Raw genomic sequence first — 22,311 nt, forward strand, 5'->3', positions numbered from 1 at the left:
GAGATTCGGTTGGCCGCGATTCGCATCGGCGAGCTCAGTGCCGGGCTGGGCCTTCCGATCAAGACGCTCCGGCGCCTCGCCGACGCGGGTGCGATTCCGTCGCACCGGACCGAAGGCGGCCACCGGCTGTTCGATCCGGATGCCGTGCGAGCAGCACTCGGGCGATCAGCCACGGCAGAGACCCCACCCGCAGCGAGCCCCGACTGGCGTCGCGCAGAAAAGCTCGACGGCCTGCGCGAGGACGTGGTCTGGGCGGCCGTGGCATCCGAGCTCGGCATCGATCCGAAGACCGAGGGCGGGCGCATCGCGGCCTACGCCTTCACAGAGATGCTGAACAATGCGATCGATCACAGCGGCGGAACGTCGGCGGACATCCAGGTATGGCGCTCTTCCGACGCGATCGATTTCACCATCGCCGACGACGGCGAGGGGATCTTCGCCCACGTGCGCGACGGCCTCGGCCTGGCCACGGAACTCGACGCGGCCGCCGAGCTCACCAAGGGCAAGAGGACCACCATGAGCGAGCGACACAGCGGGGAGGGGATCTTCTTCACTTCAAAGGCCGTGGACACACTCCGCATTGCAGCGAACGGCCTGCGTCTCACGTTCGACAACACACGAGGCGACTTCGCACTCGGCGTGGACACTTCGACCGCCGTAGGCACGGCCGTCACCGCCACCGTCTCAGCGACCCCCACACGAACCCTGCGCCAGGTGTTCGACCAGTACACGGACGAAGACGGGGCGTTCGCGAGAAGCACTCCGACCGTCAAGCTCTTCGGTGCCGGGGTGAGTTTCGTCTCACGCTCCGAAGCACGCCGCCTCCTCGACGGAATGGATGTCTTCAGAGAGATCGACCTCGACTTCGCCGGCGTCGAGGACGTCGGGCAGGGCTTCATCGATGAAGTGCTGCGCGTGTGGCCGTCGCAGCATCCCGAGGTCAGGGTGACCCCCATGAACATGAATGAAGCGGTGGAGTTCATGGCCCGGCGCGTGGCGAGACCACCCGTCACGTAGCTGGGCGGGCTTCCGCCGCTCAGCCGGGCAGCGCCTCGAGCGCGTCCCAGGCGAAGGTCGCGAGCCAGTGCGACGACATGAACTCATCCGACACGGCCGCCTCGAGTCCCGCGGGCAGGAGTCGAGGCGCAGCATCCTCGAGCAGCTCGATCAGCTGGGCCACCCGCCCCTTGTTGCCGAGCCCGAGCTCACCGCCGGTGCCGTTCGACCGCAACGTGACCGCCACCCGCGACGCCGCCGCCGATGTCGACAGCCCGAGCCCGAAGAGGTGCACCTGCTGCCCGTCGTGCGCGTCGAGCACCGACGCGGGCGCGAGCACTGTCGATGTCTCCGTCAGCTCCGCGAAGAACGCCGTCCCCCACTCGGTGAACCGGTCGGCGCCGAGCACGGCGGCCATCAGCTCGGCCTCGACGAAGCCGGGAGAGAGAAAGTCCTGCCCGCTGCGCTCCCACGCGAACGGCCAACCGGCGTCCCGCAGGAACCACCGCTGCGCGGCATCCGTCACCGCATCCTCGACGTCGGCGCGCCCAAGGGCGCGGGCCGCGAGCAGGGCGTGCCGCAAGGCGAACGCCGAATTGCCGTGCACCCCGTGCCGCACGGGCTCCGGCGCCGTCGCGACCCAGGCGAGCATGTGGTCGAACAGCACGGCGGCAAGCGGCTCGAACCCCGGCGCCAGCGTCGCGATCACCGGCACGCGCGAGTTCGCGACGGACGCGGCGAGCGCGAGGGCCCACCCCCAGCCGTACGGCCGTTCATAGAGCGGATGCCGGCGCAGGTACTCGGCCTCGACGGCCAGGTTCTCTGCGCGGAGGTTCGCGGCGAGCGCCGTCCCGAGCCGGTCGGCGAGCGGGAATGTCACCCCGGTCTCGAGCAGCCGGGTCGCGAGCCAGTGCATGTGCACACTCGAGTGCCAGTCGTACGACGAGGCGAAGGCGGGGTGCAGCTCGACGGGCAGCGCCCGATCGTCGGGACCGGCGGTGGTGTGGTGCGCCGCGTACGGGTACGCCTGCGCGAAGTTGTCGAGGGCGACGGCCGCGAAGCGGTCGGCGAAGGCGGTGCGCAGCGCCGCGGCTTCACTCATCGAAAGCGTCCTTCCAGCGCGGCCCGAAGCCGGTGATCGTGACGGTGCGGGGCTCCTCGGGGGCATCCGACGGGTCGAAGTCGTCGCCCGCCCCCTCCGGTCGCGCGATCACGACCTCGAGCCACGACCCCGATGACGACTCCGACTCGATGAGGCCGTGCCCCCACTCGGCGACGACGACCGACGTGTCGTAATCGATGTCGAGGTCGTCGAGCTCCAGCGCATTCCCCAAGCGGTATGCGTCCACGTGCACCAGGTCGGGCCCGCCGCCGAGCGCCGGGTGCGTGCGTGCCAGCACAAAGGTGGGCGAGGTGATCGGCCCGCGCACACCCAGCGCCTCGCCGATGCCGCGTGTCAGCGTCGTCTTGCCCGCCCCGAGCGGGCCGGTCAGCACGACGAGGTCCCCCGCGCGCAGCTGCGCCCCGAGCTCGCGGCCGAGCGCCTCCATCTCGTCGGTGCCCGCGACGACGCGGCTAGACATAGCGCCGCGTCGTGCGCCCGGCGACGCGGGTCACGATCTCCCAGTTGATGGTGCCGGATGCCTCTGCCCAGTCCTCGGCGGTCGGGTAGCCCTCTGCCCCGTCGCCGAACAGCACCACCTGGTCGCCGATGGCGACGTCGGTGTCGCCCACGTCGACGACGAACTGGTCCATGGCGACGCGGCCCGCGATGCGGTGCACCGCACCGCCGATCCACACCGTGCCGCGGTTCGAGGCCGCGCGCGGAATCCCGTCGCCATAGCCGAGCGGAACGAGCGCGAGCGTCGTGTCGCGCTCGGTGCGATAGGTGTAGTCGTACGACACTGGGGTGCCGACCGGCACACGCTTCACGTGCGCGACGCGCCCCCGCACCGTCATGGCCGGCCGCAGCCCGAGGGCGCGCGCGTCCGCTGCGCGCTGCGACGGCGCGAGCCCGTAGAGCGCGAGCCCGACGCGCACGCAGTTGTAGCGCGCGTCCGGCTGACGAAGTGCTGCGGCGGACGCCGCGGCGTGCACGAGCTCCGGCGTGAGCCCCGCCGCGCGTGCACCGGCGAGGCCGTCGTCGAACAGGTCCAGGCAGTCCACGTCGTCCTGCAGGGTCGCGTTCGACAGGTGCGTGAAGATGCCCGCGGTGTGCAGCGCGCCGGCGCGCTCGAGCTCGTCTGCGAGTGCGAATGCCTCGTCCCAGTCCGCGCGCGGCAGCCCGTTGCGCGACAGCCCGGTGTCGAGCTTGAACTGAACGGATGCCTGCCGTGCCACCCGCCAGGCGGCCGCGGCGACCGCTCGCAGCTGCTGGATCGTCGAGACGCCGATCGACACCCCGGCCGCGACGGCCGCGTCGAAGCTCTCATCGGGGTCGTGCAACCAGGCGACGACCGGGGCGTCGATGCCGGCCTCGCGCAGCTCGAGCGCCTCGTCGACCGTGGCCACACCGAGCCAGTCGGCACCGCCCGCGAGCGCGGCGCCCGCGACCTGGACCGCGCCGTGGCCGTAGCCGTTCGCTTTCACGACGGCGATGAAGTGCTCGGTGCCGAGCAGCTCGCGCAGCGCACGCACGTTCGTGGTGATCGCCGCGAGGTCGACGACCGCCTCGCGGAAGCCGCCGACGTCAGGCATCCGCAGGCCCTCCCCCGGCACCGGCCGGGCCGTCGCCCTCGGCCACGACGAACGCCGCGGCCACGCCGCCGTCATGAGTGAGCGACAGGTGCAGCCGGCTGACGCCGTGCGAGGCGACCACCTCGGCGACGCCGCCGTGCAGCCGGAACCCCGGGTCGCCGTGCTCGTCGGGGACCACCTCGATGTCGGTCCAGACGATGCCGTCTGAGCGGCCGAGAGCCTTGATCAGCGCCTCTTTCGCGGCGAACCGCGCCGCGAGCGAGTGCACCGGCAAGGCGCGTTCGCTCTCGGCGAACAGACGCTCGCGCAGCCGCGGAGTCGCCTCGAGCTTCGCCGCGAACCGGTCGAGCCCCACGACGTCCACCCCGATCCCCGTGATCATCGCCGCATCACTGCTACTCGACCGTGACCGACTTCGCGAGGTTGCGCGGCTGGTCGACGTCGAGGCCCTTCGCGGTCGCGAGCTCCAGGGCGAACAGCTGCAGCGGCACGACCGCGATGAGCGGCTCGAAGAACTTGCCGGCCAGCGGAAGCGCGATCACCTCGTCGGCGAACGGCAGCACCGCGGCATCCGCCTGCTCGGCGATCGCGATGACCCGCGCGCCGCGCGCCCGGATCTCCTGGATGTTCGAGATCACCTTGCGGTGCATCTCTTCCGAGTGGCGCGGGCTCGGCACGAGCACGAACACCGGCAGGCCCGGCTCGATCAGGGCGATCGGGCCGTGCTTCAGTTCGCCGGCCGCGAAGCCCTCCGCGTGGATGTAGGCCAGCTCCTTGAGCTTGAGCGCACCCTCGAGCGCGATCGGGTAGCCGACGTGGCGTCCGAGGAACAGCACGGCCGACGTGCCGCCCATCCAATGGGCGAGCTCGGCGACGCGCTCGTGCTCGCCGATCGCGAAGCGGATCTTCTCGGGCACGGCCACGAGCTCGTCGAGCATCGCGCGGCGCTCCACCTCGCTCAGCGTGCCCTTGACGCGCGCGAGGTGAAGGCCGAGAAGGTACAGCGCGGTGATCTGCGCGACGAACGCCTTGGTCGACGCGACAGCGACCTCGGGCCCTGCGTGGGTGTACAGCGCGGCATCCGACTCGCGCGGAATCGTCGCACCCTGCGTGTTGCAGATCGAGATCGTGCGCGCGCCGAGCTCGCGTGCGTACTTGACCGCCATCAGGGTGTCCATCGTCTCGCCCGACTGGCTGATCGAGACGACGAGCGTGTTGGGGCCGACGATCGGGTCACGGTAGCGGAACTCGTGCGCCAGCTGCACATCGACGGGCACGCGCGCCCACGCCTCGATCGCGTAGGTTCCGACCAGGCCCGCGTACGACGCGGTGCCCGCGGCCACCACGATGATGCGGTCGGCGTCGCGCAGCACCTCGTCGCCGAGGGCGGCGAGCTCCGGCACGAACACGTCGCCCTCGTGGATGCGCTCGCGCAGGGTGTTCGCCACCGCCTCCGGCTCCTCGGTGATCTCCTTCAGCATGAAGCTCGACCAGCCGCCCTTCTCGGCGGCCGAGGCGTCCCACTGCACCTCGAACGGCTCGAACGGCACGGGGGTGCCCGCGAAATCGGTGACGGCGACGGAATCGGGCGTGATGGCGACCATCTCGTCCTGACCGATCGCGACCGCACGACGGGTGTACTCGATGAAGGCGGCGACGTCGCTGCCGAGGAAGTTCTCGCCGTCGCCGAGGCCGATCACGAGCGGGGAGTTGCGCCGCGCCGCGACCACAACGCCCGGCTCGTCCTCATGCACGGCGAGCAGCGTGAAGGCGCCGTGCAGACGCGCGAGCACCGCGCGGAAGGAGGCTCGCAGATCGCGGCTGCGCGCGTACTCGACGCCGAGCAGCTTGGCGACCACCTCGGTGTCGGTCTCGGAATCGAACTCGACGCCCTGGGCCAGGAGCTCTGCTTTGAGCTCGGCGAAGTTCTCGATGATGCCGTTGTGGATGAGCGCGAGCTTCCCGTCGTCGCCGAGGTGCGGGTGCGCGTTCTCGTCGGTCGGGCCGCCATGGGTCGCCCAGCGGGTGTGGCCGATTCCCGTGGTTCCGGATGCGAGCGGATGCTGCGCCAGCTCCTCCTGCAGAGCGCTGAGCTTGCCGGCCTTCTTGGCGGTGCGCAGCTCGCCGTCGCCGCCGATCACGGCGACGCCCGCGGAATCGTACCCGCGGTACTCGAGCCGCTTGAGGCCGCCGAGAAGAACGCCGACCGAGTCGCGCGTGCCGACGTATCCGACGATTCCACACATGCCGGACAGTCTATGAGGACGTGCCTGGCCGCCTCCCTCGCACCCCCGCGTGCGCGGGTGAAACGACGTGTCCGCGGGGGCAGCTTTCCCCGCGCCAGCGTCGTTTCACCCGCGCATGCGTGCCGCCGCCTAAGCTCGAGCGCATGACTGACCGCGGCGCCGCGACCGCCACCGGTGCGCTGACGCCGTTCGTGGAACTCGACAGGGCCGATTGGTCGGAGCTCGCCCGCAGCACCCCGCAGCCGCTCTCCGAGACCGAGATCGTGCAGCTGCGTGGCCTCGGCGACGTGCTCGACATGCGGGAGGTCGCCGAGGTGTACCTGCCGCTCTCGCGCCTGCTCAACCTCTATGCGGCCGGCACCCAGCATCTGCACCGCGCGACCAGCGACTTCCTCGGCGAGCGCGCTGCGCGCACGCCGTTCATCATCGGCGTCGCCGGCTCGGTGGCCGTCGGCAAGTCGACGGTGTCGCGCCTGCTGCGCGAGCTGCTGAGCAGGTGGGAGAACACGCCGCGGGTCGAGCTGATCACGACCGACGGATTCCTGTACCCCAACGCCGAGCTCGAGCGGCGCGGCCTGATGGGGCGCAAGGGCTTCCCAGAGTCCTACGACCGCCGGGCCCTGCTGCGCTTCGTCACCGACGTGAAATCCGGCGTGCCCGAGGTGCGCGCGCCCTTCTACTCGCACCTCAGCTATGACATCGTGCCGGATGCCCAGATCATCGTGCGCCAGCCCGACATCCTCATCGTCGAGGGCCTCAACGTGCTGCAGGCGGGCGACTCCAACGGCATCGTCGTGAGCGACCTGTTCGACTTCTCGGTCTACGTCGACGCGTCGACGCGATCGATCGAGAACTGGTACATCGAACGATTCCTCAAGCTGCAGGAGGGCGCGTTCGCGAACCCGCAGTCATACTTCCACAGATACGCGGGCCTCACGAAGGACCAGGCGGTCGCGATCGCCCACGAGATCTGGAAGTCGATCAACGAGCCGAACCTGATCGAGAACGTGCGGCCGACGCGCAGCCGGGCGAAGCTGGTGCTGCGCAAGAGCGCGGAGCACAAGGTGTCATCCGTGCTGCTGCGGAAGCTCTGATGCCAAGCTGGACTCGTGACTGAATTGAGTCCCCTACGCGAGCGCGTCGAGGCGCCGCACCGGCTGGCGGCGCCGATCCACCCCGACATCGCCGTCTGGCGCCCGCTGGTGCCCGACGACGCGACGGCGCTCGCCGGCCTGCACAGCGTCGCCGACGCCATCGACCACCCCGAATGGACCGTGCCGGAGGCCGAGCTGCGCGACCGGCTCAGGCGCGAGAGCATCGATCTCGCCAGCGATTCGATGGCGGCGGTGACGGATTCCGGCGCGATCGTCGCCTACGGCCTCAACGTCATGGGCCCGAACCCCGAGACGTTCGTGCGCGTCGTGCTCGAGGGAGCGATCCACCCCGACGTGCGTGGCCGCGGCATCGGCCGCCAGCTGCTGCAGTGGCAGCGCGGCCGGGCGCAGCAGCAGCTCGCAGCATCCGACCTCGGCCTGCCCGGCTGGATCCTGATCTGGCAGTCGACGGACAACGTCACGGGCGTGAAGCTCGCCGAGCTGCTCGGCTTCCGCCCGGCGCGCTATTCCGCGACCCTGGCACGAGACCTCGCCACCCCGATTGCGAAGCGCGAGACTGATGCCGCGGTGCGACTCGTCCCGTGGGACTCTGCGCTGTCTCTGGCCGCCCTGGACGCCCATCGCTCCGCCTTCCGCGACCACTGGGGCTCGCAGCCCGCATCTGAGGAGATGTGGAACGAGATGGTGACGGACGAGTTCTACCGCGCCGATCTGAGCTTCCTCGCGCTGCCGGCTGACGATGCGACGACGGTGGCCGGCTACGCCCTGACGAGCGTGTTCGCGCACGACTTCGAACGGCAGGGCTACTCGAGCTCGTATGTCAACCTCGTCGGCACGCGGCGCGAGTGGCGCGGGCACGGCGTCGCCGCCGCGCTGCTGGCGAACGTGCTCACGGCGTCGCAGCAGGCCGGCCTCGAGAAGGTCGTCCTCGACGTCGACGTCGAGAACCCGACCGGCGCGGTCGGGCTCTACGAGTCACTCGGCTTCCAGGCCACAGGCGGCCGCCAGGTCGCGCTCGTGCTCAGTTACTGAGCAGCGATAGACGCAGCCTCAGTTACTGAGCAGCAACAGGCACAGCCTCAGTTACTGAGCAGCAACAGGCACAGCCACAGTTACCGAGCAGCAACAGGCACAGCCTCAGTCGCTGACCAGTCGGGTTACCGAGCCAGCTCGGCCTTCACGACATCGGCGAGCCGGTGCGCGTAGGCGAGCGCGGCCTCGTCGTCGGCTGCCTCGACCATCACGCGGATCATGGGCTCGGTCCCACTGGGCCGGAGCACCACGCGCCCGGTCTCGCCGAGCTCTGCTTCGACCTCGGCAACAGCGGCCGCGATCACGGCGTTGCCCGCGAGGCCCTCGCGGTCGACACCGCGCACGTTCACGAGCTCCTGCGGGAACACGGTCATGACGGACGCCAGCTCGGCGAGGCTCTTGCCGGTGCGCGCCATCTCTGCGACCAGCGTGAGACCCGTGAGCGCACCGTCGCCGGTGGTCGCGAACTCGGAGAGGATGACGTGACCGGACTGCTCGCCGCCGATCGAATAGCCCTCTTCGTTGATCTTCTCGAGCACGTAGCGGTCACCCACCGCCGTCGTCACGACCTCGATGCCGTTGGCGGCCATGCAGCGGTGCAGCCCGAGGTTGCTCATCACCGTCGCGACGAGCGTGTCCTTCACGAGCTTGCCGCGGGCCTTCAGCGACAGGGCGAGGATCGCCATGATCTGGTCGCCGGAGACCTCGTTGCCGTCGGCGTCGACGGCGAGGCAGCGGTCGGCGTCGCCGTCGTGCGCGATGCCGACGTCGGCGCCCGCCTCGCGCACGGCGCGCTTGAGGTTGTCGATGTGCGTCGAGCCGACGCCGTCGTTGATGTTGAGCCCGTCGGGGTCGGCGCCGATCACGGTGACCTTGGCCCCGGCGAGCGCGAACGCCTCCGGCGAGGGGCCGGCCGCAGCGCCGTTCGCCGCGTCGAGGACGACGTGGATGCCGTCGAGGCGGTGCGGCAGCGACTCCATGAGGTGCACGACATAGCGGTCTTCGGCGTCGGCGAAACGACGGATGCGTCCGACATCGCCACCGGTGGGTGTCCACTTGGGCTGCGAGATCGCCGCCTCGATGCGGTCCTCGACGATGTCGGGCAGTTTGGTCCCGCCGCGCGCGAAGATCTTGATGCCGTTGTCCGGGGCAGGGTTGTGCGACGCCGAGATCATCACACCGAAGTCGGCGCCGATGTCGGCGATGAGAAAGGCCGCCGCGGGGGTCGGGATCACGCCGGCGTCGAGCACGTCGACACCGGATGAGGCCAACCCGGCCGCGACGGCCGCGATGAGGAACTCACCGGAGACGCGGGGGTCGCGAGCGACCACCGCGGTGGGGCGTTTGCCTGCGGCGCGCCGGGCATCGGCCTCACGGCCGGTGCCCAGCACGATCGCTGCCGCCTGCGCGACGTTCAGGGCCAACTCGGCCGTGAGCACGTCACCGTTCGCGAGACCGCGAACGCCGTCCGTTCCGAACAGGCGGGGCATTGCAGGGCGCCTACGCGTCTCGAGCGCTTAGCGCTTCGAGAACTGCGAGGCCTTGCGGGCCTTCTTGAGACCGGCCTTCTTGCGCTCGGTCACGCGCGCGTCGCGCGTGAGGAAGCCGGCCTTCTTCAGGGCGGCGCGGTTGTTCTCGCGGTCGATCTCGTTCAGCGCGCGGGCGATGGCGAGGCGCAGGGCGCCCGCCTGGCCCGAGGGGCCGCCGCCGGTGATGCGCGCGATGACGTCGTACGAGCCGACGAGCTCGAGCACCTTGAACGGGTCGGTGATCAGCTGCTGGTGCAGCTTGTTGGGGAAGTAGTCCGCGAACTCACGGCCGTTGACCGTGATGGTGCCTGCACCGGGGATGAGGCGGACGCGGGCGATGGCCTCCTTGCGGCGGCCCACCGCGGCACCCGGAACGTTCAGCACGGGACGCGCGGCGACGGGGGCCTCCGCGGCCGGGGTCTCGGTCGTGAAGCTCTCGGGAGCCTCGTCGATCTGGTCAGCGATCTTTGCCACTTGATTCAGTCCTTAAAGTCTTTGAGATCCGGCGCTTACTGAGCGACCTGCGTGAAGTTGTACGGCTTGGGCTGCTGGGCCGCGTGCGGGTGGACGTCACCCGTGTAGACCTTGAGCTTGCCCAGCTGCTGGCGGCCGAGGGAGTTCTTCGGCAGCATGCCGCGGATCGCCTTCTCGACGGCGCGCACGGGGTTCTTCTCGAGGAGCTCGGCGTAGCCGACGGCCTTGAGGCCGCCCGGGTAGCCGGAGTGGCGGTACGCCTTCTTCTGCAGGGCCTTCTGGCCGGTCAGAGCGACCTTGTCGGCGTTGATGATGATGACGAAGTCGCCCGTGTCCATGTGGGGGGCGAACGTCGGCTTGTTCTTGCCGCGGAGGATGGCGGCGGCGTGGCTGGCCAGGCGGCCGAGCACAACGTCGGTGGCGTCGATGACGACCCAGTCGCGCTGGATCTCGCCGGCCTTGGGGGTGTAGGTGCGCGTCACAGTAGTAACTGCTTTCTGTCGGAGTTGGATGGTCGTGAATCCCGCTCCTTCGGGCATTGGGTTCCGATGGAACCGAACGCCACAGGTGGAGGGCTCAACTTCGGGTGCGTGCGCAGGCACACGGCACCAAAGGGAAAGCTTACCGGACGGGGCTCTGACCGGCAAACCGAGCGGCGCCCGCGCGCGGTATCCGCACAGCATTCGCGCACCCGATTGTTCACCTTCCGGCTACTGCGCAGCACCACCGTCGTTCACCAAGGGCGAGTTGCCCCGATCTACCGTGACGGGATGCACCGCCCTAGCGAGCCCTCAGAGCGAGCCGGCCAGACCGTGGTCGCCGTGATTCCCGCGCGCGCGGGCTCTCGCGGGGTGCCCGACAAGAACGTGCAGACGGTGGGCGGCGTCCCGCTCATCGCGCGCGCCGTCGCCTCCGCCCGCGCGGCGAAGCTGATCGACGTCGTCGCCGTCTCGACCGATGGCGAGGCGATCGCTGCGGCCGCCCACCACGCGGGCGCCGAGGTCATCGACCGCCCCGCGCGGCTCGCGAGCGACACCGCGACGAGCGAGTCTGCGCTGCTGCACGCGCTCGACGAGCTCGACGAGCGCGGCATCCGCGCCGACGTGCTCGTGTTCATCCAGGCGACCAGCCCGTTCATCGCACCGGAGGACCTCGACTTCGCGATCACCCGCATCCTCACCGACGAGAGCGACGTGGTGCTGTCGGCAGCCGAGTCGCACGCCTTCCTGTGGCGCATGACGGATGCCGGGGCACAGGCCATCAACCATGACGCGTCCTTCCGGCCGCGCCGGCAGGACCGCGAGCCGCAGTACGTCGAGACCGGCGCCTTCTACGTGATGCGTGTCGCCGGGTTCCGCGAGGCGGGATTCCGGTTCTTCGGCCGCATCGGCATCGCCGTCACGGACGAGCGCCACTCGCTCGAGATCGACACCCCCGACCAGCTCGCTCTCGCAGACGCGCTGGCCCATCAGGAGGCCGGCCACGAGACCGTGGCAGCCGCCGTCACCACGAAAGGCCAATCATGACCGTTCACATCGGCGAACACGCCATCGGCGAGAATCAGCCCGTCTACGTCATCGGAGAGATCGGGCTCAATCACAACGGCGACGTCGAGATCGCCAAGCAGCTCATCGACGTGGCGGCGGATGCCGGGGCCCAGGCCGTCAAGTTCCAGAAGCGCACGCCCGAGATCTCCACGCCCGAGCACATGAAGAACACGCCGCGCTCGACGCCGTGGGGCGACATGACGTACCTCGAGTACCGCTACCGGGTCGAGTTCTCTCGCGAGCAGTACATCGAGATCGGCGACCACGCCACCCTGCGGGGCCTCGACTGGTTCGCGTCCCCGTGGGACGTGCCGTCGGTCGATTTCCTCGAGGACCTGAACGTCTGCGCGTACAAGGTCGCGTCGGCATCCGTCACCGATCTCGAACTGCTCGACGCGATGGCGGCGACCGGCAAGCCCGTCATCCTGTCCACCGGCATGTCGACGCTGGAGGAGATCGACGCGGCCGTCGCGCGCTTCGACCGCGACAAGCTCGTGCTGCTGCACGCCACCTCGACCTACCCGCTGCCCGCCGAAGAGGCGAACCTGCGCATGATCGGCTCGCTCGACGAGCGCTACGCGGGCATCCCGGTGGGCTACTCGGGGCACGAGCCCGGCCTGCAGATCTCGATCGCGGCCGTCGCGCTGGGCGCCGTCGCCGTCGAGCGCCACATCACGCTCGACCGCACCATGTGGGGCTCCGACCACGCCGCGTCGCTCGAGCCGCACGGCCTGCAGAACCTCGTGCGCGACATCCGTATCATCGAGCAGGCCATGGGCGACGGGGTGAAGCGCGTGTTCCCGGGTGAAGAGGCCCCCAAGGCCAAGCTGCGCCGCGTCGGGGCCTGACCGCATTGCCCCGCCGCATCCTCGGCGTCATCGACTCCGACTCGTACGCGAAGTGGGGCGCCTCGCTGCTCGCCCAGCTCGGTCCGGAGTGGGCCGTCGAGCTCGTGACGGTCGCCTCCAGACTGGCCGCGAGTGACGCGCAACTCGCGTTCGCGCTCGCCGGCACCGGGTTCCGGCCGGATGCCGCGCCGCGCGCCTCTCTGCAGCAGATCGTCGACCGCCTGAGCCTCGAGGGGCACGACGCCGTCTTCGTCTCGACGAGCGGTGCGGTCGCGGAGGCCGTCATCACCGAGATCACCCAGCGGGTGAAGCCGCGCCCGGTGATCATGACGGGACTTCCGGGCATCTCGACGCCCGCGAAGTACAAGGGGCTGTTCCGGCGGGCGCAGGCCGACCTGTTCGTGCTGCACAGCCACCGGGAGATCCGCGAATACCAGGAGCTCTCGACGCGCCGCGGCATTGCGCACAACTTCGTGCTCGCGACGCTGCCGTTCCTCGAGCAGCGTGAGGCGGTGCCGGAGTGGACCGGGGAGCGCGACAGCATCGTGTTCGCGGCGCAACCCGGCGTTCCGCACGCGATCGCCGAACGGCGCGCGGTGGTCGGCTGGCTCGTTCAGGCGGCGCGCACCCACCCGGATCTGCGTGTCGTCATCAAGGTGCGCGCCCAGGCCGGCGAGCGCCAGACGCACCGGGAGCGGCACCCGTATGCAGAGCTCGTGCCGCCGGACGCGCCGAGCAACCTCGTCGTCGAGGGCGGGTCGATGCTCGCGCACCTCGCGCGCGCGGTCGGCTTCGTCACGGTGAGCTCGACCGCGGCGATCGAGGCCATCGCCGCCGATGTGCCGAGCCTCGTGCTCACCGACTTCGGCGTGAGCGGCGACCTCATCAACGAGGTGTTCGTCGGCAGCGGGCTGCTCGGGCCGTCGCGCGATCTGGTCGCCGCGCGCTTCCGCCAGGTCGACCCGCGCTGGCGGCATGACAACTACTTCCATGCCGCGTCGGACAACGACTGGCAGACGCAGCTCGCGGCGGCTGCCGAGCTGCGCGACGCAGGCATCCTGCCCGCTCGCCCCGCGAAGCGTCGCAGCCGCGGCGGCGCGCTGCGCCGCGCGTGGGACCGCAAGCGCGCCTTCGGGTCTTACGACCACACGCCGCTCGGCTACCTCGCTGCAACGGTCGGCTACCCCGTGCTGTCCGCCCGCCGGGCGCTCGCATCGATGCGCTCCCGGGCGGCCGCGGCGCCGGTCATCGACGCGCGCGCCGAGAACGACGAGGACGTCACAGCTCCCGTCGCGCGCGGGTAGCCGCGGCGCGAGCCGCGAGCTCTCCGTCGGCCGGGTAGCCGACCTCGATGAGTGTGAGCCCCTTCGCCGGCATCACCTTGAAGGCGCTGGTGCGTGCGCCCACGTCGAGGATCAGGGCGAGATCGGATGCTTCGAGCCGCCCCTCCCCCACAGCGACGCAGCCGCCCACGAGCGCCCTGACCATGCTGTGGCAGAACGCGTCGGCCTGCAGTGCGGCCACCAGCACGCCGGCCCCGTCGCGCCGCCAGTCGAATCGCTGCAGCGTGCGGATCGTCGTGGCGCCCTCACGCGGCTTGCAGTACGCGGCGAAGTCGTGCAGACCGATGAGGCCCTGCGCGGCCGACTGCATCGCATCGGCGTCGAGGGCGGCCGGCCACCACACGGTCCGATGCCGCTGCGCGGGGTCACGGGTCTCTGGTCGGTCGCCCACGCGGTACTCGTAGCGTCGCCACACCGCAGAGAAACGGGCGTCGAACCCCTCCGGCGCGATACCGCCGCGCGTGACCACGACGTCGGCGCTCGCGCCGAGGATGCCGTTCAAGCGGTAAGCGAGTGCTGCGCCGGCATCCGCCGGGTGTCCGTCCGGAAGTCGCACGTGCCGCAACGCGTTCACCTGCTCGTGGTCGAGGTCGAGGTGCACCACCTGGTCGGCCGCGTGCACGCCGGCATCCGTGCGCCCCGCCACCACGAGCGCGGGGGTCGGAGGGGTGCGGCGCAACAGCTTGTCCAGGGCCTCTTCGAGCACGCCCTGCACGGTGCGCAGCCCCGGCTGCCGCGCCCATCCGCTGAAGTCGGTGCCGTCGTAGGCGACGTGGAGCCGGATCCGGGTGGTGGGTGCTGGCTCGGACATCCCGCCCATGGTATCGATCAGTCGGGCAGCAGCTCGCCGTCGACATAGAGCCACGCGCCGGCCGCGCGCTCGAAGCGACTGCGCTCGTGCAGCACGCCGCGATCGTCGCCCTGCCGCCATCTCGCGCGGAACTCGACGGTGCCCGTCGTGTCGAACGGGCCGCCGCCCGCGCTCCGCAGCACGTCGAGGCGGCGCCACACGACGTCCGGCTCCGTGTCGAGAGACGTGGGCCTGGTCGACGGATGCCACGAGGACAGCACGTACGCCGTGTCCCCGAGTGCGAAGGCGCAGTAGCGGCTGCGCATCAGCTGCTCGGCGGTAGCCGCTCGCCGGGCGCCGACGTGGATGGGGCCGCAGCATTCCCCGTAGCTCAGCCCGCTTCCGCACGGACAGCGGGTTCCGGCATCCGTCACATCACCCATTCTGCTTCGTCGCGGTGCGATAGAGAACGCCCCGCGGCTCGTGCGAGCGCGGGGCGTTCTGAACGACGTGACGTCGGAGCCGGTGCTACTCGGCCTTCTCCTCGGCTGCCGGAGTCTCCTCGGCGACGGCCTCGGCCTCATCGGTGACCTCAGCGGTCTCCTCGACGGGAGCCTCAGCAACCTCGGCGTCCTCGGCGGCCGCGGTCTCGGCGACCTCGGTCTCCTCGGCGGCGGGCTCCTCGACGGACTCCTCCACGACGGGGGCGGCGGCCGGCTTGGCCTTCTTCGCCTTCGGCGTGACGGGCTCGAGTACGAGCTCGATCACCGCGAGGGGCGCGTTGTCACCCTTACGGAAGCCGGTCTTGACGATGCGGGTGTAGCCGCCCTCGCGGTCGGCGACGAGCGGGGCGATCTGCGTGAACAGCTCGTGCACGACCGACTTGTCCTTGATGACGGCAAGGACGCGGCGGCGGGAGTGCAGGTCGCCGCGCTTCGCGAAGGTGATCAGGCGCTCGGCGACCGGACGAAGGCGCTTGGCCTTGGTCTCGGTCGTCTGGATCGACTTGTGCGTGAACAGGCTGGCCGCCAGGTTCGCGAGGAGCAGGCGCTCGTGGGCGGGGCCGCCTCCGAGGCGGGGGCCCTTCGTGGGCTTGGGCATTGTGGTTCTCCGTCTTACTTAGCGCCGCCGCTTCGGCGGCGCGGGCTTCGCAGCTTGGCTAGGCCGCAGGAAAGGTTGGTGGTCGACGGGCGAGAACTTAGTTCTCGTCCTCGAAGCCGCTGTAGAAGTGGGCCCCGTCGAACCCGGGAACCGAGTCCTTGAGGGACAGGCCCATCTCCGTCAGCTTCTCCTTGACCTCATCCACCGACTTCTGGCCGAAGTTGCGGATGTTCATGAGCTGCGTCTCAGAAAGGGAGACCAGCTCGCTGACGGTGTTGATGCCCTCGCGCTTGAGGCAGTTGTACGAGCGGACCGACAGGTCGAGGTCCTCGATCGGCATGGACAGCTCGGAGCTGAGGACCGCGTCGACCGGCGCGGGGCCGATCTCGATGCCCTCTGCCTGGTTGTTCAGCTCGCGGGCGAGGCCGAACAGCTCGACCAGGGTGCGGCCGGCCGAGGCGATCGCGTCGCGGGGGCTGATCGCCGGCTTCGTCTCGACATCGACGACGAGGCGGTCGAAGTCGGTGCGCTCGCCGGCACGGGTGGCCTCGACGCGGTAGGTGACCTTGAGCACCGGCGAGTAGATCGAGTCGACCGGGATCTGACCGGCCTCGCTGAACTCGCTGCGGTTCTGCTGCGCAGAGACGTAGCCGCGGCCGCGCTCGATCGTCAGCTCGATCTCGAGCTTGGCCTTGTCGTTGAGCGTCGCGATGACGAGCTCGGGGTTGTGGATCTCGACACCCGCCGGGGCGGAGATGTCAGCGGCCGTGACCTCGCCGGCGCCCTGCTTGCGCAGGTAGGCGGTGATGGGCTCGTCGTGCTCGCTCGAGACGACCAGGCCCTTGATGTTCAGGATGACCTCGGTGACATCCTCTTTCACGCCGGGCACCGTGCTGAACTCGTGCAGCACGCCGTCGATGCGGATGCTCGTGACCGCGGCGCCCGGGATGGACGAGAGCAGCGTGCGGCGGAGCGAGTTGCCGAGGGTGTAGCCGAAGCCCGGCTCCAGCGGCTCGATGACGAACCGCGAGCGGAACTCCGAGATCGACTCTTCGGTCAGAGTAGGACGCTGTGCAATGAGCACTGTTGATTCCTTTCGGCTAAGGGTCCGCTATATGACCCTTGCGAGAGTGGATTTTTGAGTTATTGAAAAAGCAGTTCGGGGTGCGGATGCCTCAGCCGAGGCATCCGCACCGCGACAGTGTCCTGGTTAGACGCGACGACGCTTCGGCGGGCGGGCGCCGTTGTGAGCCTGCGGCGTCACGTCGGTGATGCTGCCCACCTCGAGGCCTGCGGCCTGAAGCGAGCGGATCGCGGTCTCGCGGCCCGAGCCGGGGCCCTTCACGAAGACGTCGACCTTCTTCATGCCGTGCTCCTGCGCCTGGCGGGCTGCCGACTCCGCGGCCGTCTGCGCGGCGTACGGGGTCGACTTGCGCGAGCCCTTGAAGCCCACGCCGCCGGCGGAGGCCCAGCTGATCACAGCACCGGTCGTGTCGGTGATCGACACGATCGTGTTGTTGAACGTGCTCTTGATGTGGGCCTGGCCCACAGCGATGTTCTTCTTCTCCTTGCGGCGCGGCTTGCGCGCAGCCGTCTTAGGTGCAGCCATTTGTGTCTATCTCTCCTGGAATCCGTGGGCCCGCGATTACTTGCGGCCGGCCTTCTTCTTGCCGGCGACGGTGCGCTTCGGGCCCTTACGGGTGCGAGCGTTCGTCTTGGTGCGCTGCCCGCGCACCGGGAGGCCACGGCGGTGGCGCAGACCCTCGTAGGAGCCGATCTCGACCTTGCGACGGATGTCGGCCTGAACCTCGCGGCGGAGGTCACCCTCGACCTTGAAGGATCCCTCGATGTAGTCGCGGAGGGCGACGAGCTGGTCGTCGGTCAGGTCCTTGACCCGAATGTCCCCCGAGATACCGGTGGCGGCGAGGGTCTGAAGCGACCGGGTGCGACCGACACCGTAGATGTACGTCAGTGCGATCTCCACGCGCTTCTCGCGCGGGATGTCAACGCCTGCAAGACGTGCCATGTTGGCTTTCTCCTGTAGATGAGTGGAGGTGTGGAGCAGCGCCGGTGCCCGGGCCTCCAACCCGAGGTGTCCCCGCCGAAGCGGTTCTGGCGCTGCCTGTTCTGTGTGAAGTTATGAACGGATGCTTACGGCTCCGAAGCTTGCGACTAACCCTGGCGCTGCTTGTGGCGCGGGTTCGACGAGCAGATGACCATGACCCGACCGTTGCGGCGGATGATCTTGCAGTGCTCGCAGATGCGCTTGACTGAGGGCTTGACCTTCATTGAGTTGTTTCCTTCGCTGTCATCGTGCGCCTGCCTGGAAGGCAGGGCCGTTACTTGTGCAGCGACTTCCTACTTGTAGCGGTAGACGATACGGCCGCGGGTCAGGTCGTAAGGGCTCAGCTCGACGATCACGCGGTCCTCAGGGAGGATGCGGATGTAGTGCTGACGCATCTTGCCGCTGATGTGGGCAAGAACCTTGTGACCGTTCGTCAGCTCAACGCGGAACATCGCGTTGGGAAGAGCCTCGACCACAGATCCTTCGATCTCGATGACGCCGTCTTTTTTGGCCATAACCTACTGTCGCTAAGAAGTGAAGAATTCGCTGTTCGTGCGGGGGATGTGATGCCTTGTACGTTGCACGACGCGCACCCTGAAACGGGCGCAAGACACCAAAGATCAATCGTACCCGAAGTGTTCCCTTAACGCGAGTTCGGGCGTAAGCTCACATGCCTTCCGGCGTGTTGCCTATTCGCGGCGCGCCAGCAGAGCGGCGTTGAGCTTGTCGCTCAGCTCGCGATCGACGGTGATCGACTTCCCGTCCACCTGGGTGATCGGGGTGGCGAGCTTCACGCTCGATAGCAGCCAGAGACCGTCAGAATCGAGCAGTTCGGATGCCTCGACCAGCCGATCCTCCGTCGCGAGCCCCCACTGCGCGGCGATCGCGAACACACTGAGCTGCGTCGTCCCCGGCAGGATGCCGATGTCGGTCTTCGGCGTGATGAGGGTGTCGCCGCGGCGCAGCAGCACGCTCGACTGCGGCGCCTCCATCACGAAGCCGTCGGACGAGAGGTAGATCGCGTTGTCAGCTCCGCGGCGTGCGGCCTCGCGCAGCGTGGCCATGTTCACGGCGTACGACAGCGTCTTCGCCCCCGGCAGCAGCCACGGCGCGTGCTCCGAGAGGTCGTGCCGGTAGCCGCGGTCGAGCGTGACGACCTTCCAGCCCTCCGTGCGGTTCGCGAAGTCGTCGTCGGCGACCGTGGCGATCAGCCAGCCCGTCGAGCGGCCAGCGCCCTCGACACCGCGCGACAGCACCAGCTTGATGCCGCCCTGCCTGTCCGTCGGCAGCGCGTCGCCCGCGACCCTCATCGCGACCCGCCACTGCTCCAGGTTCGGCGCGGGCAGCTCGAGCAGCTCGGCCGAGTTCGCGAGGCGCCAGAAGTGCGCGTCGACGGCCTGCGGGCACCCCTCGAGCACGCCGAGCGTCTCGAACACGCCGTCGCCGCGCGTCGCGGAGAGGTCGGTGCCGAGCACGATCGGCTCGTCGGCACGCACGCGGCGCACGGTGGACTCCCACCCGGCGGCCGGCTCCGTCGCGCCCGCAGGGGCGACGTCGACGAGGAAGACGATGGGGTCGGATGCTGGCACGATCTCCACCCTAGAGCGCGCGAGGGATTCGCAGGCTCGTGAGGGGTTTCGGCACCAGAGGTCCCTTCCGATCGTGCGAAGCCCTCGGGCGAGCGCGGGCTACGCGATCGGCGTCGGGGTGATGCCGTACTGTGCGAGCCCTGCCGCGCCGCCGTCTGCGGCGGTGAGCACCCAGATGCCGTCCTTGTGCACGGCCACGCTGTGCTCCCAGTGGGCGGCGGCCGAGCCGTCTTCGGTGACGACAGTCCAGCCGTCGTCGCGCACGTAGGTGTCGGCGCTGCCGAGCGTCAGCATCGGCTCGATCGCGACGACGAGGCCGGGGCGCACCTCGGGCCCGCGCTGGCGCACGGCGTAGTTGAACACGGGCGGGTCCTCGTGCATCGAACGGCCGATACCGTGGCCGATGTAGTCGGTGAGGATGCCGTAGTCGCCCTGCGACTCGATGTACTCCTCGATCGCCGCTCCGACCTCGTTGAGGTGCTTCGCCGAGTAGAGCTGGGCGATGCCGCGCCACAGCGACTGCTCGGTGACGCGGTTCAGCTCGCGCCGCGCGGCGACCTTGTCGGGGCTGCTCGGGTCGTCGACCACGAAGGTGCGGGCAGCGTCCCCGTTCCAGCCCTGCGGCGAGATCGCACCGGAGTCGATGGACACGATGTCACCGGCTGCGACCGTGAGCGGGCCGGGCACCCCGTGCACGACCTCGTCGTTGACCGACGCGCAGATCGTGTGGAAGTAACCGTGCTCGAGCTTGAAGTTGGCCTTCAGACCGCGCGCCTCGATGGCCCCCTCGGCGGCCGCGTCGAGCTCGATGGTCGTGACCCCGGGCGCGACGATCGCCTCGACCGCGTCGAGGCTGGCCGCCGTCGCGAGACCGGGCTCGATCATGAGCCGCAACTGCGCGGGCGACTTGTAGATGGACTTGCGGAGCGAGCGCATTGCTGGCGCGGTCAGGCCGCGTTGGCGCTGTCGGAACCCGGGCGGCGGATGCCGCGCGCCTCGAGCCCTTCGTGGATGCGCTCCGCGACCTCGTCGATCGTGCCGAGGCCGTCGACGGTGACCAGCACCCCGCGCTGGCCGAAGACGTCGACGAGCGGGGCGGTCTGCTCCTCATAGACGTCGAGGCGGTGACGGATGACGTCTTCGGTGTCGTCGGCTCGGCCCTGCTCGGCCGCGCGCTTGAGCAGCCGCTCGACCACGTGGTCGGTGTCGGCGGTGAGCTGCACGACCGCGTCGATCCGCGCGCCGTGACCGGCGAGCCACTCGTCGAGGAACGCCACCTGGCCCGTCGTGCGGGGGTAGCCGTCGAGCAGGAACCCGTTCGCGGCATCCGCCTGGCTGAGCCGGTCGGCGATGATCTCGTTGGTCAGCTCGTCCGGCACGTATGCGCCCGTCGACGTGATCGCCTTGACCTGCAGGCCGAGGGGCGTCTCGTTCTTGATGTTGTCGCGGAAGATGTCACCGGTGGACACGGCGGGGATGCCGAGGGACTGGGCGATGAATACGGCCTGTGTGCCTTTGCCTGCCCCGGGGGGACCGACGATGAGCAGGCGGGCGCCCCCCTGCGTGTTCTCTGCGATGGCTTCCGTCAACGGAGCAACCCTTCGTAATGACGCTGCTGCAGTTGCGAGTCGATCTGCTTCACCGTCTCGAGGCCGACGCCCACGATGATGAGGATCGACGTCCCGCCGAACGTGAAGTTGTTGCTGGCGCCCAGCAGCGCGAAGGCGACAAGCGGGATGAGTGCGACCACGGCCAGGTAGATGGAACCGGGCAGGGTGATGCGGGTCAGCACGTAGTCGAGGTACTCGGCCGTCGGGCGGCCGGCACGGATGCCTGGGATGAAGCCCCCGTACTTCTTCATGTTGTCGGCGACCTCTTCGGGGTTGAAGGTGATCGCGACGTAGAAGTAGGTGAAGCCGACGATGAGCAGCGCATACAGCAGCATGTACAGGGGGTGGTCGCCGCGCGTCAGGTAGTTGGTGACCCAGGTGACCCAGGCGGCGGGCGCCTGGCCAGCGGCCGGCTGGCTGAACTGGGCGACGAGCGCCGGCAGGTACAGCAGCGACGAGGCGAAGATGACCGGCACGACACCGGCCATGTTGACCTTGATGGGGATGTAGGTGTTGTTGCCGCCATAGGTGCGGCGGCCGATCATGCGTTTCGCGTACTGGACGGGGATGCGCCGCTGCGACTGCTCGACGAAGACGACCGCGCCGACGACGATGACGCTCACCAGCAGGACCAGCAGGAACGTGCCGATGCCGTTGCTCTGCTCGATCGCCCAGAACGAGGTCGGGAACTGCGCGGCGATCGAGGTGAAGATCAGCAGAGACATGCCGTTGCCGATGCCGCGCTCGGTGACGAGCTCGCCGAGCCACATGATGAGGCCGGTGCCCGCGGTCATGGTGATGACCATGAGCAGGATCGCGTACCAGTTGGTGTTGGTGATGATGTTCGAGCACTCGGTGGCGCTCGTGGTGCCGAACAGCGCGCCGCTGCGGGCGACCGTGATGAGGGTGGTCGACTGCAGCACACCCAGCGCGATGGTGAGGTAGCGCGTGTACTGCGTCAGCCGGGCCTGACCGGCCTGGCCCTCTTTGTACAGCGTCTCGAAGTGCGGGATCACGACGCGCAAGAGCTGCACGATGATCGACGACGTGATGTACGGCATGATGCCGAGCGCGAAGATCGAGAGCTTCAGCAGCGCGCCGCCCGAGAACAGGTTGACGAGCTCGTAGAGGCCGGTGGTGCCCTGGTTCGCGTTCAGACAGGCCTGGACATTGGCGAAATCGACGAACGGCGAAGGGATGAACGACCCGAGGCGGAAGATCGCGATGATCGCAAGAGTGAACAGGAGCTTCTTGCGAAGGTCGGGCGTGCGGAACACCCGCACGATGGCGCTGAACAAGGGTTCGTCCTGCTTTCAGATAATGAGAGAG

The 22,311-nt window shown here is 69.2% G+C and carries 26 protein-coding genes; 6 read left to right on the plus strand and 20 right to left on the minus strand.

Going from position 1 to position 22,311, the window contains the following annotated elements; all coding sequences use genetic code 11:
- Positions 1 to 9: 9 nt before the first annotated feature.
- Positions 10 to 1,017, plus strand: coding sequence for an STAS-like domain-containing protein (locus tag D7I44_RS05025; protein ID WP_120788483.1), 1,008 nt, complete (start codon positions 10 to 12; stop codon positions 1,015 to 1,017).
- A 19-nt stretch (positions 1,018 to 1,036) separates the two neighbouring features.
- On the opposite strand, the gene D7I44_RS05030 is transcribed toward D7I44_RS05025, so the two are convergent.
- From D7I44_RS05030 to glmS, 5 genes are read right to left on the minus strand one after another with little or no spacing between them, the layout of a single operon-like run.
- Positions 1,037 to 2,098, minus strand: coding sequence for a DUF2891 family protein (locus tag D7I44_RS05030; RefSeq protein WP_162940058.1), 1,062 nt, complete (start codon positions 2,096 to 2,098; stop codon positions 1,037 to 1,039).
- A complete protein-coding gene (gene tsaE / locus D7I44_RS05035) occupies positions 2,091 to 2,579 on the minus strand; it encodes a tRNA (adenosine(37)-N6)-threonylcarbamoyltransferase complex ATPase subunit type 1 TsaE (protein WP_120788485.1) in 489 nt (162 codons plus the stop codon). The genes D7I44_RS05030 and tsaE overlap by 8 nt, the downstream gene beginning before the upstream one ends.
- The gene (alr, locus tag D7I44_RS05040) at positions 2,572 to 3,693 is read right to left on the minus strand and encodes an alanine racemase (protein ID WP_120790802.1); all 1,122 of its coding nucleotides are present in this window, start codon (positions 3,691 to 3,693) and stop codon (positions 2,572 to 2,574) included. Before alr ends, tsaE begins: the two co-directional genes overlap by 8 nt.
- Positions 3,686 to 4,075, minus strand: coding sequence for a holo-ACP synthase (locus D7I44_RS05045; RefSeq protein ID WP_120788486.1), 390 nt, complete (start codon positions 4,073 to 4,075; stop codon positions 3,686 to 3,688). Before D7I44_RS05045 ends, alr begins: the two co-directional genes overlap by 8 nt.
- 13 nt (positions 4,076 to 4,088) lie before the next feature.
- Positions 4,089 to 5,939 (minus strand): glutamine--fructose-6-phosphate transaminase (isomerizing), encoded by a 1,851-nt coding sequence (gene glmS / locus D7I44_RS05050; RefSeq protein ID WP_120788487.1) that lies wholly within the window; start codon positions 5,937 to 5,939, stop codon positions 4,089 to 4,091.
- A gap of 143 nt (positions 5,940 to 6,082) precedes the next feature.
- Between glmS and coaA the strand changes: the two genes are divergently transcribed.
- Together coaA and D7I44_RS05060 are read left to right on the plus strand one after the other, a co-directional pair.
- Positions 6,083 to 7,033 carry a type I pantothenate kinase gene (gene coaA / locus D7I44_RS05055; protein WP_120788488.1) on the plus strand — a complete coding sequence of 317 codons (951 nt, stop codon included), beginning with the start codon at positions 6,083 to 6,085 and terminating at the stop codon, positions 7,031 to 7,033.
- Positions 7,034 to 7,048: 15 nt separating this feature from the next.
- Positions 7,049 to 8,086 carry a GNAT family N-acetyltransferase gene (locus D7I44_RS05060; RefSeq protein ID WP_162940059.1) on the plus strand — a complete coding sequence of 346 codons (1,038 nt, stop codon included), beginning with the start codon at positions 7,049 to 7,051 and terminating at the stop codon, positions 8,084 to 8,086.
- Between the two features lie 125 nt (positions 8,087 to 8,211).
- Here D7I44_RS05060 and glmM read toward each other — a convergent pair whose 3' ends face one another.
- The 3 genes from glmM to rplM are packed head-to-tail and all read right to left on the minus strand — an operon-like array spanning position 8,212 to position 10,571.
- Entirely contained in the window at positions 8,212 to 9,576 is a 1,365-nt protein-coding gene (gene glmM / locus D7I44_RS05065; RefSeq protein WP_120788490.1) for a phosphoglucosamine mutase, read from the minus strand.
- 27 nt (positions 9,577 to 9,603) lie between these two features.
- A complete protein-coding gene (gene rpsI, locus D7I44_RS05070; RefSeq protein ID WP_120788491.1) occupies positions 9,604 to 10,089 on the minus strand; it encodes a 30S ribosomal protein S9 in 486 nt (161 codons plus the stop codon).
- Between the two features lie 35 nt (positions 10,090 to 10,124).
- A complete protein-coding gene (gene rplM / locus D7I44_RS05075; RefSeq protein ID WP_120788492.1) occupies positions 10,125 to 10,571 on the minus strand; it encodes a 50S ribosomal protein L13 in 447 nt (148 codons plus the stop codon).
- Positions 10,572 to 10,859: 288 nt separating this feature from the next.
- On the opposite strand from rplM, the gene D7I44_RS05080 reads away from it, so the two are divergent.
- Genes D7I44_RS05080 through D7I44_RS05090 form a run of 3 tightly spaced genes read left to right on the plus strand, consistent with a single transcriptional unit; the run spans position 10,860 to position 13,788 of the window.
- A complete protein-coding gene (locus tag D7I44_RS05080; protein ID WP_245980036.1) occupies positions 10,860 to 11,615 on the plus strand; it encodes an acylneuraminate cytidylyltransferase family protein in 756 nt (251 codons plus the stop codon).
- The gene (locus D7I44_RS05085; protein WP_120788493.1) at positions 11,612 to 12,484 is read left to right on the plus strand and encodes an N-acetylneuraminate synthase family protein; all 873 of its coding nucleotides are present in this window, start codon (positions 11,612 to 11,614) and stop codon (positions 12,482 to 12,484) included. Before D7I44_RS05080 ends, D7I44_RS05085 begins: the two co-directional genes overlap by 4 nt.
- A gap of 5 nt (positions 12,485 to 12,489) precedes the next feature.
- Positions 12,490 to 13,788 (plus strand): DUF6716 putative glycosyltransferase, encoded by a 1,299-nt coding sequence (locus D7I44_RS05090; protein WP_120788494.1) that lies wholly within the window; start codon positions 12,490 to 12,492, stop codon positions 13,786 to 13,788.
- Here D7I44_RS05090 and truA read toward each other — a convergent pair.
- The 12 genes from truA to secY form a co-directional block, all read right to left on the minus strand.
- A complete protein-coding gene (truA, locus tag D7I44_RS05095; RefSeq protein WP_120790804.1) occupies positions 13,763 to 14,638 on the minus strand; it encodes a tRNA pseudouridine(38-40) synthase TruA in 876 nt (291 codons plus the stop codon). The two genes, D7I44_RS05090 and truA, sit on opposite strands and share 26 nt — an antisense overlap.
- Positions 14,639 to 14,655: 17 nt before the next feature.
- Positions 14,656 to 15,060 (minus strand): YchJ family protein, encoded by a 405-nt coding sequence (locus D7I44_RS05100; protein ID WP_162940060.1) that lies wholly within the window; start codon positions 15,058 to 15,060, stop codon positions 14,656 to 14,658.
- A gap of 85 nt (positions 15,061 to 15,145) precedes the next feature.
- Complete coding sequence (gene rplQ / locus D7I44_RS05105; RefSeq protein WP_120788496.1) at positions 15,146 to 15,718, minus strand: 50S ribosomal protein L17; 573 nt, start codon at positions 15,716 to 15,718, stop codon at positions 15,146 to 15,148.
- 97 nt (positions 15,719 to 15,815) lie between these two features.
- Positions 15,816 to 16,802, minus strand: a complete 987-nt coding sequence (locus D7I44_RS05110) for a DNA-directed RNA polymerase subunit alpha (protein WP_120788497.1) — start codon at positions 16,800 to 16,802, stop codon at positions 15,816 to 15,818.
- 126 nt (positions 16,803 to 16,928) lie between these two features.
- On the minus strand, positions 16,929 to 17,327 hold the full coding sequence (gene rpsK / locus D7I44_RS05115) for a 30S ribosomal protein S11 (RefSeq protein ID WP_120788498.1): 399 nt from the start codon (positions 17,325 to 17,327) through the stop codon (positions 16,929 to 16,931).
- Between the two features lie 36 nt (positions 17,328 to 17,363).
- Entirely contained in the window at positions 17,364 to 17,744 is a 381-nt protein-coding gene (rpsM, locus tag D7I44_RS05120; RefSeq protein ID WP_120788499.1) for a 30S ribosomal protein S13, read from the minus strand.
- A 146-nt stretch (positions 17,745 to 17,890) separates the two neighbouring features.
- Positions 17,891 to 18,007 carry a 50S ribosomal protein L36 gene (rpmJ, locus tag D7I44_RS05125; protein ID WP_120788500.1) on the minus strand — a complete coding sequence of 39 codons (117 nt, stop codon included), beginning with the start codon at positions 18,005 to 18,007 and terminating at the stop codon, positions 17,891 to 17,893.
- 69 nt (positions 18,008 to 18,076) lie between these two features.
- Positions 18,077 to 18,298, minus strand: coding sequence for a translation initiation factor IF-1 (infA, locus tag D7I44_RS05130; RefSeq protein WP_021759551.1), 222 nt, complete (start codon positions 18,296 to 18,298; stop codon positions 18,077 to 18,079).
- A gap of 174 nt (positions 18,299 to 18,472) precedes the next feature.
- On the minus strand, positions 18,473 to 19,372 hold the full coding sequence (locus D7I44_RS05135) for an aminodeoxychorismate lyase (protein ID WP_162940061.1): 900 nt from the start codon (positions 19,370 to 19,372) through the stop codon (positions 18,473 to 18,475).
- A gap of 99 nt (positions 19,373 to 19,471) precedes the next feature.
- On the minus strand, positions 19,472 to 20,308 hold the full coding sequence (map, locus tag D7I44_RS05140) for a type I methionyl aminopeptidase (protein WP_120788502.1): 837 nt from the start codon (positions 20,306 to 20,308) through the stop codon (positions 19,472 to 19,474).
- Between the two features lie 11 nt (positions 20,309 to 20,319).
- Complete coding sequence (locus D7I44_RS05145) at positions 20,320 to 20,961, minus strand: adenylate kinase (protein WP_245980038.1); 642 nt, start codon at positions 20,959 to 20,961, stop codon at positions 20,320 to 20,322.
- Positions 20,958 to 22,280, minus strand: coding sequence for a preprotein translocase subunit SecY (gene secY, locus D7I44_RS05150; RefSeq protein WP_120788503.1), 1,323 nt, complete (start codon positions 22,278 to 22,280; stop codon positions 20,958 to 20,960). Before secY ends, D7I44_RS05145 begins: the two co-directional genes overlap by 4 nt.
- Between the last annotated feature and the right edge of the window lie 31 nt (positions 22,281 to 22,311).

Origin of the sequence: Gryllotalpicola protaetiae (genome assembly GCF_003627055.1) — a bacterium.
Taxonomy (GTDB): domain Bacteria; phylum Actinomycetota; class Actinomycetes; order Actinomycetales; family Microbacteriaceae; genus Gryllotalpicola; species Gryllotalpicola protaetiae.

Bases quoted from the DNA above. Each gene is read 5' to 3' on its own strand.
- coaA (WP_120788488.1), top strand. From the start codon at position 6,083: ATGACTGACCGCGGCGCCGCGACCGCCACCGGTGCGCTGACGCCGTTC.
- glmS (WP_120788487.1), bottom strand. From the start codon at position 5,939: ATGTGTGGAATCGTCGGATACGTCGGCACGCGCGACTCGGTCGGCGTT.
- D7I44_RS05100 (WP_162940060.1), bottom strand. From the start codon at position 15,060: ATGGGTGATGTGACGGATGCCGGAACCCGCTGTCCGTGCGGAAGCGGG.
- D7I44_RS05085 (WP_120788493.1), top strand. From the start codon at position 11,612: ATGACCGTTCACATCGGCGAACACGCCATCGGCGAGAATCAGCCCGTC.
- truA (WP_120790804.1), bottom strand. From the start codon at position 14,638: ATGTCCGAGCCAGCACCCACCACCCGGATCCGGCTCCACGTCGCCTAC.
- glmM (WP_120788490.1), bottom strand. From the start codon at position 9,576: ATGCCCCGCCTGTTCGGAACGGACGGCGTTCGCGGTCTCGCGAACGGT.
- D7I44_RS05045 (WP_120788486.1), bottom strand. From the start codon at position 4,075: ATGATCACGGGGATCGGGGTGGACGTCGTGGGGCTCGACCGGTTCGCG.
- infA (WP_021759551.1), bottom strand. From the start codon at position 18,298: ATGGCCAAAAAAGACGGCGTCATCGAGATCGAAGGATCTGTGGTCGAG.
- tsaE (WP_120788485.1), bottom strand. From the start codon at position 2,579: ATGTCTAGCCGCGTCGTCGCGGGCACCGACGAGATGGAGGCGCTCGGC.
- rpsK (WP_120788498.1), bottom strand. From the start codon at position 17,327: ATGGCTGCACCTAAGACGGCTGCGCGCAAGCCGCGCCGCAAGGAGAAG.
- rpmJ (WP_120788500.1), bottom strand. From the start codon at position 18,007: ATGAAGGTCAAGCCCTCAGTCAAGCGCATCTGCGAGCACTGCAAGATC.
- D7I44_RS05080 (WP_245980036.1), top strand. From the start codon at position 10,860: ATGCACCGCCCTAGCGAGCCCTCAGAGCGAGCCGGCCAGACCGTGGTC.
- rpsM (WP_120788499.1), bottom strand. From the start codon at position 17,744: ATGGCACGTCTTGCAGGCGTTGACATCCCGCGCGAGAAGCGCGTGGAG.
- map (WP_120788502.1), bottom strand. From the start codon at position 20,308: ATGCGCTCGCTCCGCAAGTCCATCTACAAGTCGCCCGCGCAGTTGCGG.
- alr (WP_120790802.1), bottom strand. From the start codon at position 3,693: ATGCCTGACGTCGGCGGCTTCCGCGAGGCGGTCGTCGACCTCGCGGCG.
- D7I44_RS05030 (WP_162940058.1), bottom strand. From the start codon at position 2,098: ATGAGTGAAGCCGCGGCGCTGCGCACCGCCTTCGCCGACCGCTTCGCG.
- rplQ (WP_120788496.1), bottom strand. From the start codon at position 15,718: ATGCCCAAGCCCACGAAGGGCCCCCGCCTCGGAGGCGGCCCCGCCCAC.